Here is a 15,470-nt window from a genome sequence, read left to right on the forward strand (position 1 = left end):
TAAAACAGTGGCTCCTAATCTTATTCAAAACTTAAATGTGTGTATAGCTACTCAGCTTGACTCATCTCGTATTTATGTTCACTGGTCGTTTTCAGAGCATATTCGAGACATGGTAGAAAGTATGTTTTCGACACGATGGGAAGAATTGAATCTAGCTATGTGTACGTATGATATAACAGGCCTTCATTTTAACGGCCATGAATCAAACCGCTATTATATGAAGGGTCTTACTCCTAAGCAAGACTTCATGTTTATGAATAGCTTGGAAAGTGAGCGCACGTATGTAATAGATATTGGTATTCAAGATAAAGAAGGAAGTTTTTTTTCCCTTCTTCGTTCGAATCCGGTTTATTTGATGAAAGAACAGCATGAACAAGTGAATGTAAAGTCGTTGAGCTGGATGTACGAACCTGTAAAAGTTCACCAAGGTGTTCAAAATGAATTTAGCACATATTCCTTATATTCAAATGACTTGGAGCAGGTGAAGAAGCAATATGAATAGTGATGACTGTATTCTTTTAACTTATATGCATTATCCGTTGCTACATGTACTTCAAGCAGAGAGTGAGTATCCGCTGTTTGAACAAGTAACGAACGAATTCATCCCTTTTTTAGATCAAATTGAGTCTGAAAAATTGATAGGTGCAACAGCTGTGATGTCTTGTGTATTTTTGAACGTATTAAACGACGAGGAGTTTAATACTCGTTACGCTCAGTATTTACACCAGTTTTCAAGCCGGCAGCATCAGAGAGCACTCACTTTTTTAAAAAAGTGGGACGGGAGCTTGTTCTCAGCCTGCAAATATTTCTTTCAGCATGACATGATGGAATGTATTCCTACTACCGTAACGAACGCGTTCGTTTCCATCCTTAAAACAGAACAAACATTAAATCTCCAAATTACAGAAGCAATACGTGTTTTTCAACAGTTTTTTGAAAAAAAGCCCGTCGGTTTTTTTATACAGCAAGGAGAGTATACTCATCAAGTAGATATGCTCCTGAAATCTCATGAAATGCGCTATACCTTTGTGAAGTCATCAACAGATGAACTAAAAAAGTCCCCTGCTGGTATTATCTTGTTTCCATATCCTAAGCAAGGAAAACAAGTTGAGGAAGGAACAATGAATAAAGCGAGCGCTGTTTTGGATTTGAAAGCGAAGGACACGCTTGGCTTTCAGCGAATGCAAGCAGCAAGCGGTACATTTCAATATCCTTTAGATTACGCGAGGGATATACAGTTTCATCAAAACGAAACTCTTGCACTCTACGGTGCAACAAAAAGCGCCGAATTTGTCAGTGAGAACAATGAATTGTTTATTTCAACCGTACAGAAGTCAGAGGCGATGCTAGGTGTGATCGATTTTAAACATCCTAGCGTGGTGAATGCCATCTACCGACAGTGGCTCCTTTTAAGTAGCAGCGATTGGCTTTATACTTTTGAAAAAGTCAGAGGTGAATACGAAAGGCAAATAAAGCTGTTTGATTTTCTCTGTCACGAAGAGAATCCAAGGATGGATAGTGAAAACAGTTTTCTTTCAGGAAGTTCTTTTTTATACCCTGTAAAAGAGATAGAGCCGTCGGCTTTATCAGTAAATCAATATAAAGGCGGTCTCTCCATTTTAATGCTTGCATGGGAATTCCCTCCTCTAGTTATCGGAGGACTTGCACGACATGTATTTGATTTATCCAGAGCGTTAGCTAGAGCGGGCCATCACGTTAGTGTATTAACGACGTATGTAGAGGGGCTGCCGGAATATGAACGTTTATACGGTGTTCACGTTTACAGAGTTAAAAGCCTGCAGCCTCATCATCCGGATTTTTTGACATGGGTAAACAGTTTGAACGTGGCTATGGCTCTTAGAGGACTGCAGTTAGGCTACAAGCTGTCTTTTGACGTTATTCATGCTCATGACTGGCTTGTTGCATCCGCAGCAAAATGTTTAGCAGATAAAACGGATAGGCCGCTAATTACGACCATTCATGCGACAGAACATGGGCGCAATAATGGTATTCATAATGACATGCAGCAGAAAATTCACTTGCAAGAAGAGGAGCTGATTCGACAATCAAGCTCAATCATTGTCTGCAGCGACTATATGAAGAAAGAATTAATCACTTTATTTCACGTAGAACAGGATAAAATTGCTATATTTCCAAATGGAATTGACAAGCAGCTGGTAGTCGACGCAGTAAATGAACGGTTAAAAGAAAGTTTACAAAAGAAATATAATTTTAGAAAGGCCCCTATTATTTTTTCAATTGGACGAATTGTATATGAAAAAGGATTTCAGCTATTTATTGAAGCAGCGGAACTATTTAAGAAAAAACAAATAGATGTTCAATTTGTTGTGGCGGGAAAAGGGCCTTTACTTCATGAATTTCGAACACAGGTAAGTGAAAAGCAATTAGACAAATACGTGTATTTTATTGGATACATTACCGATAACGAACGAAATCAACTTCTTCAAGCTTGCAAAATGGTTGTTTTTCCAAGTCTATATGAACCTTTTGGAATTGTGGCTTTAGAGGGGATGGTAGCCAAGAAGCCAACCATCGTTGCCGATACAGGAGGTCTAAGCGATATTGTTTCACATTTCGACACGGGCCTGACGTTTGCCAGAGGAGATACGCTCGAATTAATCAACTGTATTGAATTTTTGTTAAAAAATGAAAAAATAGCTGCGAAAATCAGCGAAAATGGGTATAGAAAAGCAACAACGATGTTTAGCTGGGAGAAAATCGCTATCGATACAAGTAAGCTGTTTCAACATCACATTTGCCAGGATAAAAAAAGGAGGGAGGCAAAAAATTGAAAGCCATTATACTTGCTGGCGGTAAAGGAACAAGACTGCAGCCCTTGACCTACACGATTCCAAAGCCTATGCTGCCGCTTTACGATAAACCTGTGATGGAATATAGCATTGAACTGCTTAAGAAACATGGAATTACAGAGATTGGGATTACGCTGCAGTATAGGCATGAACAAATTATTGAATACTTTGGGGATGGCTCTCAGTGGGGAGTGACGCTTACTTATTTTATCGAAAAAGAGCCTCTTGGAACAGCGGGCGGAATTAAGCGAGCAGAGGCCTTTATTGAGGAAGACTGTATTATTATTAGTGGAGATGCCTTAACAGAAATTAATCTTCAAGACGTTATTCATTTTCATTATGAACAAAAAAGCGAAATGACTATTGTTACAAAAGAAGTAAACGACGTGCGGGGTTATGGAGTGGTGACGATAGATGAAGGGAATCGAGTCACGGGATTTGTAGAGAAACCGACCTACGAACAGGCCAATAGCCGATTGATTAATACGGGAGTGTATGTGATCAAAAAATCCGTTCTTGATTACGTGAATTCTTATGGTCCTACAGATTTTAGCTTTGACATTATCCCGCTTCTTTTGGAATATAATCATACTGTGTGCAGTTTTGTAACAGAGGATTATTGGATTGATATTGGGCAAATCCACCATTATCGTCAAGCACACTATGATCTGTGGAGCAAGTGGTTTGGCGATAGACAGGAAAGTATTGTCTCAGATGCCGCGCTTATAGAAGAAGGGGTGACTGTTTACGATCCGGTTTACGTAGGAGAAAATGTGGTGATTAGAAAAGGTGCTTCAATTGGTCCTTACACGATTATCGGAACCAATAGTATCATAGAAGCACATGCTGCAATCGATAAAACGATTTTGCTTCAAAACGTAACGGTGGGGGCAGAATCGTTTTTATACAACGCTACGATAGGTCCGTATGTAAATGTTCAAGCGATGACTACGTATGTCCAAGATACAGTAGCTGAAAATCAAGTGCTACCTCACCTTTCTGTAAAACCAGATGTTTCTATCTTCAAAAACGGTCGCCTGTATGTACATTCATCTGTTGATCGAGAAAGACTATACAATGCGTTATTACTTGTATGCAAACATCAAGGATCGTTCTGTCTAGCAAGCGATGATGAAGGAGAAGCCACTCAACTTCGCAAAGAATGCTTTTCTTTTTTACGGAGTAATCATTCAGCTGTGTATGATATTAAAAAAGAAGCTCTTCCGGTATTTCGATATTACATGATGACTTCACAAGCGAGCATTGGTATTTATATTGGTGTGGATAGCAAAAACAGCGGTCTATTTTTAGAAATATATGATAATAAAGGACAATTAGTTAATCAGCTTATTGAAAAAAAGATTGAGCGGATGTATCTTCAAGCTAAAAAAGCAAACATAACGACTTCTGTTTCACTTAAAGAAACAAGCATAGGAAATATCAGGGAAGAATATTGTGATGCTTTAGTAAAATCAATTAATCAGCATATTTTATTAGAAGACAGTACGCGGATTGGTGTGATTTGTTCACCGTTTATACAGGAAGTTGTCGAATTATTATGTAAGCGTCTTCGTATCCATGTGTTATTTTTAAACAAGTGGGAGAAAACAGAAGAAACCAAACGAATAATTAAACGAAATAAGCTGTCTTTTTGTATTCAGATTAAAGAAGATGGAGAAACATTTGCTCTATATGATGAAAAAGGCTGCAGCGTAAATGACTCAGAAATTATGTCGCTTTATATTTATAGCGTATACATGACAAAAAAAGTAGCATTCGTTCCTATTCCTATACACTATTCATCCACATTAGAAACATTTGCTCAATCTCTCAATCAATCATTTATGAGGACAAAAGCAAAAAAACGTGATTTGCTTAGTCTTTTGGGGCCTGTTCAATTTCAGTTAGATGCCATGTACGCTTTATGTCAGCTGATCGAATTAATTATGGTGCAGCAGCGGAAAATTTCTGAAATGATTCAATATGTCCCCCACGCTTATATGAACTGGCGCTATATTTCATGTCCGCTAGAAATTCAAGAACAAGTGATGAAGAAGTTATTAGAAGAAGCAATCGGTAAACAAGTGTATGTCATTGATGGTTTAAAAATTTACCATGATCCTCATGAATGGACGCTTATTTTGCCCGATGGTCACTTGCCTGTATTAAATATTTATTCAGAGGCGTTAAACACTCAGACTGCCAAGAAGCTGTCGGCATATTTTGTAGAAAAAATACAAGAATATCAAAGAGTGTAAATAATGGATTTTATTTAAAAGAAAGGAAGTACGCCTCTCATAAAAAGAGTTCCGCCTATTTTAAGAAACTTCATCTATGTATAAGGCGTAGCAGAGAAGGAGCTCAGGACTCTAAGAGGAAAGAAAAAGTGAAGAAATGAAATTAAATGACTTTCTTCAAAAAAACAGACTGGCATTTCCTTTCGAAAAATGATATTATATTAAAGTCTGATTTATGTTTATAATGTTTGGAGGGAAAATAGATGCGCGTAAACGTTACATTAGCTTGCACTGAAACTGGTGACCGTAATTACATTACAACTAAAAACAAGCGTAATAACCCAAATCGTCTTGAGTTAAAAAAATACAGCCCAAGACTTAAAAAAGTTACACTTCATCGTGAAACAAAGTAAGCAGTAGGAGTACAATCCTGCTGTTTTTTTTTATAGGGGGGAATTAAAATGAAATCTCATCTGCGCAAAGAGATGAAGCGCGTTCTTAATTTAATTTCTGAAGAGCAGCACGAGGCACATTCAACGAGCATAGCAAATGCACTGTATGAAACTTGTTTATGGAAAGAGGCTAGAGTCATTGCAGCTACGGTTTCAAGAAATAAAGAAGTTAATACGAAAGCCATCATTGAACGGGCTTGGAAAGATGGAAAGAAAGTAGCTGTTCCAAAATGCAACCCCACAACATCTCAAATGGTTTTCTACGAGATTACGAATTTTTCACAGCTTGAAACAGTGTACTACGGGTTAGCCGAACCAATTGTTGAAGAAACGGTTCCCGTTTCAAAATCTTCAATTGATTTACTCCTTGTGCCTGGCGTGGTATATAGCAAGAATGGATATCGTATCGGCTATGGAGGCGGCTATTACGATCGTTATTTAACAGATTATACCGGACAGAAGCTAAGCCTTGCGTTTGATTGTCAAGTCGTTTCAGAGGTTCCATATGAATCTCATGATATTCCCGTTGAATATATTTTGACAGAGAAGGAGCTTATTTGCTGTGAATCCGTTTGATGCTGTCATGATAATCGTGATATTACTCATGGCAGGAGCGGGCTACATAGCAAAAGCACTGACAGTATCGGGAGCCTGCATGTCTTTCATCGTAGGAGCGAGCGTTTATATCGGTTTTTCGCTTCAAGGTTTTTTACTCTTACTCTTATTTTTTAGCACTTCTACGTTGTGTAGTAAGTATAAAAAAGAAAAAAAACGCGCATTAGAAGAAAAGCTAGAGAAGCACGACAGGCGAGATTACATTCAAGTCCTTGCTAATGGAGGTGTAGCTGCTGCTTGCGGTTTGTTATATGCTGCAACAGCTTTGCCTGTTTACATGTGGATGTTTATGATTAGTATCTCAGCTGCTAATGCTGACACATGGGCATCTGAAATAGGGTCTCTTAGTAAGAAGCCGCCGTTTTACATTTGGACGTTAAAGAGAGTAGAAGCGGGTACTTCAGGAGCCGTTTCACTTTTAGGTACAGCAGCCGGAGCAGCCGGAACTTTTCTTATTGCTGCCGCTTGTTATTTTGCTTTTCCATCCGTATCGCTGAGTAGTATATTGCTAGTTGGGTGCTTTGGTTTTATTGGAAACGCTATAGACACTCTTCTTGGAGCAAGTGTGCAAGTTCGCTTTCGCTGTCAAAGCTGCGGTATTGAAACGGAACGGAAAGATCATTGCGGCAAGCCAACCGTAAAAGAAAAAGGAATAACGTTCTTTAACAATGATGTTGTGAATCTTGCCGCTATTTTGCTTGCTGCTTTTACAGGCGGAATCCTTATCCTGCTTTTACCTATATAAGAGCATAAAATGTTCGTCATAGGAGCAAAGTAAACGTAAGGAGGCTTGAAAATGAGACATATTGTATTAGTACTTACGCTTTTAGTTGTTGGAACGCTGGGCTACCAAATGAGATACCGTGTTTTAAATTCGCTGTTTGGAAATTCATTTATCCGCAGTCTAGCTGTTCGTTCATTTTTTAATTTGCCGTTTGTTCGGGATCGTTTAATGAAGCAGGTCTTCCGCTAAGAGCGAAAGATACATAAAAAACACCTTACAGACATGTAAGGTGTTTTTTCGTAGAAAAAGAAAAAGGGAAAATCGTTGCTTTTTTCCTGGCTTTCTGCCATCTTTACATATAGAGAGTGTGAGGAGGTGACTATTTGTCTAGGCAAGATTTTTATTATTTGCAGGTGGCACAGCAATTGCTTGGCCATTCTTCATATGAGCTGATTTCGATGAAAGCTGATGCTTCAGAGCTATGGTTTCAATCTCACTATCGCAAAGATAAGTCAATAATCCGCATAGTCCGCCGTAATTTCAAATCAGTCGTTGAGCAGCAAAAAGATGTACTGTATGCATTACAAAGAGCTGAGAATGTGCGAAAGCAGAGCGGTAAATCAACGCTTACTCTTAACACAATTTACTTTGCTGATTTTGATCCTTTTTATACAGAGCAGTCCTTAGAAAGTGCGCCGAGTCCCTCTAAAGTGAATAGTTATGTTGAACAACTAACGGCAGAGAAAGCAAGCGCTTATGAACCTCTATTCGAACGGCTGGGTCTTACATTAGAAAGCGCAGACAATTTCTCTTCCGAAGAAGAAGCTCAGCGGATAGAACAGTGGAAACATAAAATTGTGCTTTTTGTGCAGAAAAAACAAAGCGAAGAACAGCAAATAGCTGGATACGGAAAGCCTATTTTTACATATATATTTTTAGCGATGCAAATCTTAATGTTTCTATTTCTGGAGTGGAAAAGCAGTACGCAAAATACGCTCACTCTGATTCAATACGGAGCTAAATATAACCCCTTAATTATAGAAGGCGAATGGTGGCGTTTTTTTACACCTATAATTTTGCATATAGGACTTCTGCATTTGCTTATGAATAGTGTAGCCCTGTATTATTTAGGAACGCTTGTAGAGAGGATATATGGCAGCGGGCGTTTTGTCTTTATTTATATATTTGCCGGGTTTGCAGGATCTCTAGGAAGTTTTATATGGAATACGTCTATTTCCGCAGGAGCCTCAGGGGCCATTTTCGGTTGCTTTGGAGCTTTACTGTTTTTAGCAAGAACAAATCCACGCTTCTTTTTTCGAACAATGGGATCGAGTTTCATTGTCATCATTGTGATTAACTTGATTTTTGGATTTGTTGCGCCGAACGTCGATAATGCAGGGCATATTGGCGGTTTGGTTGGCGGATTTTTAGCTGCAAGCATCGTCAGTTTACCGAAACAAAAAAAGCTGTATATTCAGATTCCGGCTTTCATTTGCACGCTTTTATTAGTAGGAAGTCTGCTTTTTTATGGATATCATGAGCGTTCTGTTTATCAAGATGAGCCATATGCACTCAGCGTAGCGGCTACGTATCTTCAGCAGAAGCAGTATGAAGAAGCAAAAGACGCCATCAAGCTTTTTATTGAAAAAGGGACAAGCAATAGTGACATATATTTTATCAGTGCTAGCGCAGAACTTTATCTTGAAAATTATAAAGAAGCTAAACAGCAATTGAATCAGGCTGTAAAGTATGATTCAACTTTTCATGAGGCGTATTACTATTTAGCTTTGGTGAATATAAAACTGAACGATATTTCAGCGGCCACACAAAATATCGACAAAGCAATTGCGCTTGAACCACAAAGTAAAAAATATGAAAAGCTGAAGCAACAGCTAGAAAATTAAAACTGTTGAATGACGAATTTAATATTTTATACTTTACTATTGTGAGAACGTTTACTAGAATATTAATATGTAGACCTAGCAGTGGGCGTTAAATACGGCCGCTGTTTATGACTGAATGACTGTTGAGTTATCTCAAAATAAATGAATCATATCACCTAGAAAATAGGATAAAGGTGACAGAATGAATACGTTATATGATGTACAACAATTATTAAAGTCCTTCGGCATTTTTATATACGTAGGCGATCGTACTGCTGATTTAGAGCTGATGGAAGCGGAAGTAAAAGAATTATATCAGTCTAATTTGATTGATGTACGTGATTACCAAATGGCAATTCTTTTGCTTCGTCGAGAGTTAAAACAACAAAAAGAGAAAAAGGATGAATGAACATGGATGACAAATGGTTAGTTGGAGTTGATTTAGGCGGTACAACAATAAAAATGGCCTTTATTAATCATTATGGAGAAATCATTCACAAGTGGGAAATTAATACGGATGTGAGCGAGCAAGGCCGTAAAATTCCAACAGATATTGCAAAAGCAATTGATAAAAAGTTAAACGATCTTGGAGAAGTAAAGTCAAGGTTGGTAGGAATTGGTATTGGTGCACCGGGGCCTGTCAACTTTGCAAACGGTTCGATTGAAGTAGCTGTCAATTTAGGTTGGGAAAAATTCCCTATCAAAGATATCTTGGAAGTAGAAACTTCTCTTCCTGTTGTAGTAGACAATGATGCAAACATTGCAGCCATTGGAGAAATGTGGAAAGGTGCTGGAGACGGAGCAAAAGATTTGCTGTGCGTTACGCTTGGCACAGGTGTTGGCGGCGGTGTCATTGCCAACGGTGAAATTGTACAAGGCGTAAATGGAGCCGCTGGTGAGATTGGGCACATTACTTCTATTCCTGAAGGCGGAGCACCGTGTAACTGCGGCAAAACCGGCTGTTTAGAAACAATCGCTTCAGCAACTGGAATTGTACGTTTAACAATGGAAGAATTAACGGAAACGGACAAACCAAGTGAGCTTCGCACAGTGTTAGAACAAAATGGACAAGTTACATCTAAAGATGTATTTGATGCAGCTCGTTCAAAAGACGAGTTAGCGATGCATGTTGTAGATAAAGTTGCCTTTCATTTAGGTCTAGCACTAGCAAACTCTGCTAATGCATTAAACCCTGAGAAAATCGTTCTAGGCGGCGGTGTGTCTCGTGCAGGCGAGGTATTACTTGCACCGGTAAGAGGTTATTTCAAACGTTTTGCATTTCCTCGCGTAGCACAAGGTGCTGAACTAGCAATCGCTACTTTAGGAAACGATGCGGGAATTATTGGAGGAGCTTGGTTAGTTAAATCTTATTTTGAATAATAAGCAAGAATCTAACTGAGATAAAAAAGCGCTTTGACTAAATGTCAAAGCGCTTTTTTATCATGCATCTTTTCAATCTTTACATATACATAGTGTAAAGGAGTGAAGATTATGCGAATTATAGATATCCAAAAGCCTTACGATTACAAGCGAACCATAAAAGACATACAAACACTTTTGACTTATTATCCCTATGGTTCTCTTGAATGGATAGGGTGCAGCGTGCTTGGAAAGCCGATTCCTCATATTTTAATTGGAAACGGAAAGAGAAAGGTTCATATCAATGCGTCGTTTCATGCTAATGAATGGATTACGACAAATGTTCTTCTACAGTTTATGGAAGATTATTTAGCTGCTCTTCATTATGATCAGGCGTTGAACGGGCAAGATTCAAGAGCTCTTTTTAATCAAATTACGCTTTCTGCAGTTCCAATTGTTAACCCAGACGGAGTAGATCTGGTCTTAAAAGGTCCTGGTGTAGGCGAACCTTATGCGTCTTTTCTTTCTAAAATAGGGAGAGATTTTCCGGATTTTCAAAGCTGGAAAGCAAATATCCGAGGGGTGGACTTAAACAATCAGTTTCCGGCTTATTGGGAAATCGAAAAAAAGCGTAAAGAACCTAAAGCGCCGCATTATCGAGATTTTCCAGGCTATGAATCTCTCTCTGAACCTGAAGCTCAGGCAATGGTAAAACTCGTTGAGCGTCATGATTTTGATTGTGTGATTGCTTTACATACCCAAGGAGAAGAATTTTATTGGGGGTATATGAATGAAGAGCCTGAGGAAGCAGAGGAAATAGCAAGCTATTTTGAAAGGGTAAGCGGTTATAAAGCTGTCAAAACGATTGATAGTCACGCGGGATTTAAGGATTGGTTTATTTTAGAAAAGAAAAAGCTGGGGTTCACCCTAGAATTGGGAAAAGGGATTAATCCGCTGCCTTTATCTCAAATATCGCGCGTATATAATCCGACTAAAGCTATTTTAGTTGCGGCAATGGATTATCTGTCTATTTAAAAAGCCACGCAAAGCATATGCTTTGCATGGCTTTTTTAATGATGTACCGCCGGATAACCGTGATGTATGATGGTCATCACGGTAAACCATCCGAATACACCGAATGTTAGTACCGAAAAACCAATGCCTAATATGTTTTTATTTCTCAAAGATGAAATAGCTGCAAATACGCCTAGCAATGTTGTTAGTGCAAAAATAATCATAAGACCCACTCGAAGAAACCTCCTTTAGGTAACTTAAAATTAAAGCGCTATCATTAGCTTATCCCTTCAATTGTAAAACTTTTCTAACCGTTTGTCGAGATGAAAACCAATCTTTCTTTTGCTTCTTTGGCTTAGAAAGGTCCTTACTTTCATTTATAAGATGATGTGTGTATGATAATGCATATAACGGAAATAAATTTACACAAGGAGGACACATTATGAACTATCATCGTATACCGCTAGGACCTATTCAAACGAATTGTTATGTCGTTGCTAACGAAAAAAAAGAATGTTTAATTTTTGATCCGGGAGCTCAGGGAAAACAGCTCGTTGAATTTCTCGAAAAACAAACGTATAAACCATTAGCTATTTTGCTGACACACGCTCATTTCGATCACATTGGAGGAGTAGATGAGGTGATGAATCACTACTCTATCCCGCTTTATGTACATAAAAACGAAAAAGAATGGCTTCATAATAGTGACTTAAACGGGTCGAAATTTTTTGACCTAGGAGAAATTACAGCTCCAGATGCAACCGATATTATTTCATCAGAAGGCAATTTAACAATCGGTTCATTCCAATTTGAGGTGTATGAAACGCCTGGTCATTCTCCTGGCAGCGTTTCATATTATTTCAAACCGGGTAACTTTGTAGTATCTGGTGACGCGCTTTTTGCAGGCGGCATCGGGCGCACAGATTTACCTGGAGGTAATCAAGCTCAGCTGTTAGAAAGCATCGAATCGAAATTGCTGTCCCTTCCAGAAGATACGCTTGTACTAAGCGGTCACGGACCTGAAACAACTGTGGGACACGAAATGGATCAAAATCCTTTTCTAAATGGGTTTTAAGAATACAAAAAGCGATGGAAGCCCATCGCTTTTCTCTTTACTGTCCTGGTGTCATCATAAAAGTTGACCAGTACGTGAACCCCACAAAAAAGACGGTCAAATATGCTCCAAAAACGTAAATGTACATTCTTTCAGACAGCTTTAAATAACTAAGAATTACAAAAAAACCTGTTTGAGCTAAAAAGAGTAAAGAAGTCTTATGCATGTGACCGAGGTAAAACATTACAGTGAAAATTGCTGTCCAGAACCCCATTACACGGTACATTCGTTCCACGTCCATTTCCTCCTTTATCAAACTTAGTTAGTGTCATGATGAATGTCATCGCTGTGTAAGCACTAGAAAGCACTTATGAAACTATATCGATACTTTTCCATTATAATACATCCTTTCTTTCCTGAAAACGCTATCTTTTCCTTGAAATACGACAGAAGAAAAAAAGTTATACAAAACGTATGCAAAATACTATACAAAGGTTATACAAAACGTGTACAATGTATATAAACAATCTATAACTAAAAAACGGGAGGGTTTCATATGGAAGAAATTAAATTTTATACGTACCCGAGCTGTACATCATGTCGTAAAACGAAAAAGTGGCTAGTGAAGGAAGATGTAAATTTTAAAGAGCGTCATTTATTTAGAGAAACACCTACTCATAAAGAAATGCTTGAACTTCTTTCTATGACAACAGAAGGGATGGATGAACTTCTTGCTAAAAGAAGTCAGGAATATAAAAAGTTAAATGTTGATGTGGACAGCATGACGTTATCACAAGTAGTCAATCTATTAATTGAACATCCTCGTTTGCTTCGCCGCCCCATTTTAACGGATGGCAAAAAGCTTGTAGTAGGTTATAACGAATCTGCACTTAAAAATTTGGTCAAGAAAAAAACAAGTCTTGCGTCTCTAGTTGTGTAAGCATACATGATGAAGAAGCTCAATTCAGTAAATAACGAATAAAACGACAGCGTAGAGTTTTACATCACGTTGTCTTTTTTTTATGTAATCGTTTAGAGGTGTACAGAAGTTGTACATCGTGTACAAGGACTGAAGCGAAGAAAAGAAGCGTATACGAAAAAAATTATAAAAAATGAAAAAAGAAGGAGGGAAATCTCGAAAAAGGTCGAAATTACTGTTTCTAGGTGTTTTAAGAATCATCTTCATTACAAATAAAGGAGTGATGATCGTTTGACCGAAATTGAACAGTTTGCTACTTACGTTATACGAGATGCATGTGAGTGTCGAAGTTCTGATGTGCATATTGTGCCCCGAAAGAAAGATGCTGTGATTCAGCTGCGAATTGACCAGGAGCTTATTTTAAAGAGGGTTATTTCAAAGGAAATGTCTGAACGGCTCATTTCGCATTTTAAGTTTTTAGGGGGAATGGATATTGGGGAGCGCAGAAAACCTCAAAATGGTGCATTGACCACTTCCGTTGATCACTATCAAGTAAATTTGCGTTTATCAACTCTTCCTACTTCTCATGATGAAAGTCTTGTTATTCGGCTTTTGCCTCATCAACAATCTACCTCTCTCAAACATTTATCTCTTTTTCCTGAACATACTAAAAAGCTTATTTCTCTCTTGAAATTCTCTCATGGATTAATTATTTTTACCGGTCCTACAGGATCAGGTAAAACCACTACTCTATATACTCTTTTACACGAAGTAAAGCACCTTTTTAATCGAAATGTTATTACACTAGAAGATCCTATTGAAAAACCGAGTGAAACCGTGCTTCAAGTGCAGGTAAATGAACGCGCAGGGATTACGTATACGACTGGTTTAAAAGCTATATTGCGCCATGATCCAGACATTATCATGGTGGGAGAAATAAGAGATAGTGAGACCGCCAAAATTGCTGTGAGAGCAGCGCTTACCGGACACTTGGTTTTGACAACGATGCATACTAAAGATACAAAAGGATCTTTGTACAGGCTGCTTGAGTTTGGCGTTAGCTTTCAAGAAATGGAGCAGACTCTTGTAGCAGTAGCTGCACAGCGTCTTGTAGAAATTCGCTGTCCGCTGTGTTCGGGAAAATGCCACCCTGCTTGTAAAAAAATGAGGAAGCATCGTCAGTCCAGCATATACGAATTGCTTTATGGCAAGGAGCTTAGCGCAGTGATGAGAGAAGTGAAAGGAGAAAATGCGGATTATGATTATAAGACGCTCCGAGATGTTATTCTAAAAGGAATCGCGCTAGGCTATTTATATCCGCATTCGCTAGACGGATGGGGGTAAAGACAAATAGACAAAAAAGGTGGTCTCTGGCTCAGCAAGCAAAAATTCTTAAGCAGGTCTCCAAGCTCTTAGAAAAAGGCTACACTCTTTCTCAAGCTCTTTCATTTTTGACGTTTCAAGTATCTAACAAAGAAAAAACGGATATTGAAAAATGTCTTGAGCAGTTAAAACGAGGAGAATCTTTGCACGATGCTTTTGTTAAACTTCAGTTTCACCGTGATATTTTAAGCTATTTATATTTTGCGGAACAGCATGGAAATCTTCAATTTGCTTTAAAAGAAAGTAGCTCAATGATTGAAGAAAAAGTAAGGCATCGTAAAAAATTTCAAAAGCTTGTTCAATATCCCGTATTGCTGCTTCTGTTTATTCTTTCCATTTTATTTGTTTTAAGTACGGTTTTACTTCCGCAGTTTGAAGCTCTGTACTTATCCTTTGGAAACAAGCAGTCTTCGTTTATCCTCTTATTTATGCAGGCGATGTCGTTCTTTCCTTTTGTGTTACCTGCAGTCATCAGTATGCCAATCATCCTTTATTTGTTTTATGTAATTTACATTAAAAAATTGCCTCCAGTAGTTCAAATGCAGCTTTTTATGAGAGTTCCCGTTATCCGAACGTTCACACGGCTATTTAACTCCTACTTTTTTTCTGTTCATATGAGCAATTTATTAAACGGTGGTTTATCTATTTATGAATGTTTTGCTCTTTTTCAAAAGCAGGAGCATCATCCGTTCTTTCAAGTGGAAGCTTTTGCTTTTACAGATCAACTTTCCTCAGGAATGCGATTAGATCATATCGTTTCAGCTAAATCTCATTATGAAAAAGACTTGGCTCATGTTATTGTGCATGGCCAGCAGAACGGTGAGCTTTCTCAAGAGCTGTATGATTACAGTCTATTTATGATGGAAAGAATGGAACAATTTATTTTTCGTATTTTAAAATATGTACAGCCGCTTACATTTTTGTTCATCGGAATGGTCATTCTGCTTATGTATATGTCTGTTATGCTTCCGATGTTAGAAGTGATGTCGAGCTTGTAGA

The 15,470-nt window shown here is 38.2% G+C and carries 17 protein-coding genes; 15 read left to right on the forward strand and 2 right to left on the reverse strand.

Features of this window, described 5'->3' with window-relative positions; all coding sequences use genetic code 11:
* Window positions 1-7: 7 nt before the first annotated feature.
* The 11 genes from ACXAE4_RS05380 (at window position 8) to ACXAE4_RS05430 (ending at window position 11,136) form a co-directional block, all read left to right on the forward strand.
* Complete coding sequence (locus tag ACXAE4_RS05380; RefSeq protein WP_028411623.1) at window positions 8-502, forward strand: DUF4912 domain-containing protein; 495 nt, start codon at window positions 8-10, stop codon at window positions 500-502.
* Window positions 495-2,813, forward strand: coding sequence for a glycosyltransferase (locus ACXAE4_RS05385; protein WP_028411622.1), 2,319 nt, complete (start codon window positions 495-497; stop codon window positions 2,811-2,813). The genes ACXAE4_RS05380 and ACXAE4_RS05385 overlap by 8 nt, the downstream gene beginning before the upstream one ends.
* Window positions 2,810-5,089, forward strand: a complete 2,280-nt coding sequence (locus ACXAE4_RS05390; RefSeq protein ID WP_154973100.1) for a sugar phosphate nucleotidyltransferase — start codon at window positions 2,810-2,812, stop codon at window positions 5,087-5,089. The genes ACXAE4_RS05385 and ACXAE4_RS05390 overlap by 4 nt, the downstream gene beginning before the upstream one ends.
* 242 nt (window positions 5,090-5,331) lie before the next feature.
* Window positions 5,332-5,481: a 50S ribosomal protein L33 gene (gene rpmG / locus ACXAE4_RS05395; protein ID WP_475235611.1), complete on the forward strand. Its 150-nt coding sequence runs from the start codon at window positions 5,332-5,334 to the stop codon at window positions 5,479-5,481.
* A 48-nt stretch (window positions 5,482-5,529) separates the two neighbouring features.
* Entirely contained in the window at window positions 5,530-6,096 is a 567-nt protein-coding gene (locus tag ACXAE4_RS05400; RefSeq protein ID WP_028411620.1) for a 5-formyltetrahydrofolate cyclo-ligase, read from the forward strand.
* Window positions 6,083-6,880 (forward strand): DUF92 domain-containing protein, encoded by a 798-nt coding sequence (locus ACXAE4_RS05405; RefSeq protein ID WP_028411619.1) that lies wholly within the window; start codon window positions 6,083-6,085, stop codon window positions 6,878-6,880. Before ACXAE4_RS05400 ends, ACXAE4_RS05405 begins: the two co-directional genes overlap by 14 nt.
* Window positions 6,881-6,931: 51 nt before the next feature.
* Window positions 6,932-7,108, forward strand: coding sequence for a hypothetical protein (locus ACXAE4_RS05410; protein ID WP_013059186.1), 177 nt, complete (start codon window positions 6,932-6,934; stop codon window positions 7,106-7,108).
* Between the two features lie 134 nt (window positions 7,109-7,242).
* Window positions 7,243-8,763, forward strand: coding sequence for a rhomboid family protein (locus tag ACXAE4_RS05415; RefSeq protein ID WP_028411618.1), 1,521 nt, complete (start codon window positions 7,243-7,245; stop codon window positions 8,761-8,763).
* A 181-nt stretch (window positions 8,764-8,944) separates the two neighbouring features.
* Window positions 8,945-9,151 carry a YqgQ family protein gene (locus ACXAE4_RS05420; protein WP_028411617.1) on the forward strand — a complete coding sequence of 69 codons (207 nt, stop codon included), beginning with the start codon at window positions 8,945-8,947 and terminating at the stop codon, window positions 9,149-9,151.
* Window positions 9,152-9,153: 2 nt separating this feature from the next.
* The gene (locus tag ACXAE4_RS05425) at window positions 9,154-10,122 is read left to right on the forward strand and encodes an ROK family glucokinase (RefSeq protein ID WP_098112947.1); all 969 of its coding nucleotides are present in this window, start codon (window positions 9,154-9,156) and stop codon (window positions 10,120-10,122) included.
* Window positions 10,123-10,233: 111 nt separating this feature from the next.
* Window positions 10,234-11,136: a M14 family metallopeptidase gene (locus ACXAE4_RS05430; protein WP_028411615.1), complete on the forward strand. Its 903-nt coding sequence runs from the start codon at window positions 10,234-10,236 to the stop codon at window positions 11,134-11,136.
* A gap of 35 nt (window positions 11,137-11,171) precedes the next feature.
* On the opposite strand, the gene ACXAE4_RS05435 is transcribed toward ACXAE4_RS05430, so the two are convergent.
* Window positions 11,172-11,348 carry a DUF2759 domain-containing protein gene (locus ACXAE4_RS05435; RefSeq protein WP_028411614.1) on the reverse strand — a complete coding sequence of 59 codons (177 nt, stop codon included), beginning with the start codon at window positions 11,346-11,348 and terminating at the stop codon, window positions 11,172-11,174.
* Window positions 11,349-11,557: 209 nt separating this feature from the next.
* Here ACXAE4_RS05435 and ACXAE4_RS05440 point away from each other — a divergent pair, with 209 nt between their 5' ends.
* The gene (locus tag ACXAE4_RS05440; RefSeq protein WP_028411613.1) at window positions 11,558-12,190 is read left to right on the forward strand and encodes an MBL fold metallo-hydrolase; all 633 of its coding nucleotides are present in this window, start codon (window positions 11,558-11,560) and stop codon (window positions 12,188-12,190) included.
* Window positions 12,191-12,227: 37 nt separating this feature from the next.
* Here ACXAE4_RS05440 and ACXAE4_RS05445 read toward each other — a convergent pair whose 3' ends face one another.
* Entirely contained in the window at window positions 12,228-12,464 is a 237-nt protein-coding gene (locus tag ACXAE4_RS05445) for a DUF2626 domain-containing protein (RefSeq protein ID WP_013059179.1), read from the reverse strand.
* A gap of 261 nt (window positions 12,465-12,725) precedes the next feature.
* Between ACXAE4_RS05445 and ACXAE4_RS05450 the strand changes: the two genes are divergently transcribed.
* The 3 genes from ACXAE4_RS05450 (at window position 12,726) to comGB (ending at window position 15,469) form a co-directional block, all read left to right on the forward strand.
* A complete protein-coding gene (locus ACXAE4_RS05450; protein WP_028411612.1) occupies window positions 12,726-13,109 on the forward strand; it encodes a Spx/MgsR family RNA polymerase-binding regulatory protein in 384 nt (127 codons plus the stop codon).
* Window positions 13,110-13,379: 270 nt separating this feature from the next.
* The gene (gene comGA, locus ACXAE4_RS05455; RefSeq protein ID WP_028411611.1) at window positions 13,380-14,432 is read left to right on the forward strand and encodes a competence type IV pilus ATPase ComGA; all 1,053 of its coding nucleotides are present in this window, start codon (window positions 13,380-13,382) and stop codon (window positions 14,430-14,432) included.
* Window positions 14,423-15,469: a competence type IV pilus assembly protein ComGB gene (gene comGB, locus ACXAE4_RS05460; RefSeq protein ID WP_033579696.1), complete on the forward strand. Its 1,047-nt coding sequence runs from the start codon at window positions 14,423-14,425 to the stop codon at window positions 15,467-15,469. Before comGA ends, comGB begins: the two co-directional genes overlap by 10 nt.
* Window position 15,470: the final 1 nt, after the last annotated feature.

It is taken from the genome of Priestia sp. ABM2_011 (genome assembly GCF_056158845.1).

Excerpts from the sequence above, each read along its gene's own strand:
- ACXAE4_RS05385 (WP_028411622.1), top strand. The coding sequence starts at position 495 with ATGAATAGTGATGACTGTATTCTTTTAACTTATATGCATTATCCGTTG.
- rpmG (WP_475235611.1), top strand. The coding sequence starts at position 5,332 with ATGCGCGTAAACGTTACATTAGCTTGCACTGAAACTGGTGACCGTAAT.
- ACXAE4_RS05400 (WP_028411620.1), top strand. The coding sequence starts at position 5,530 with ATGAAATCTCATCTGCGCAAAGAGATGAAGCGCGTTCTTAATTTAATT.
- ACXAE4_RS05410 (WP_013059186.1), top strand. The coding sequence starts at position 6,932 with ATGAGACATATTGTATTAGTACTTACGCTTTTAGTTGTTGGAACGCTG.
- ACXAE4_RS05420 (WP_028411617.1), top strand. The coding sequence starts at position 8,945 with ATGAATACGTTATATGATGTACAACAATTATTAAAGTCCTTCGGCATT.
- ACXAE4_RS05425 (WP_098112947.1), top strand. The coding sequence starts at position 9,154 with ATGGATGACAAATGGTTAGTTGGAGTTGATTTAGGCGGTACAACAATA.
- ACXAE4_RS05430 (WP_028411615.1), top strand. The coding sequence starts at position 10,234 with ATGCGAATTATAGATATCCAAAAGCCTTACGATTACAAGCGAACCATA.
- ACXAE4_RS05440 (WP_028411613.1), top strand. The coding sequence starts at position 11,558 with ATGAACTATCATCGTATACCGCTAGGACCTATTCAAACGAATTGTTAT.
- ACXAE4_RS05450 (WP_028411612.1), top strand. The coding sequence starts at position 12,726 with ATGGAAGAAATTAAATTTTATACGTACCCGAGCTGTACATCATGTCGT.
- comGB (WP_033579696.1), top strand. The coding sequence starts at position 14,423 with ATGGGGGTAAAGACAAATAGACAAAAAAGGTGGTCTCTGGCTCAGCAA.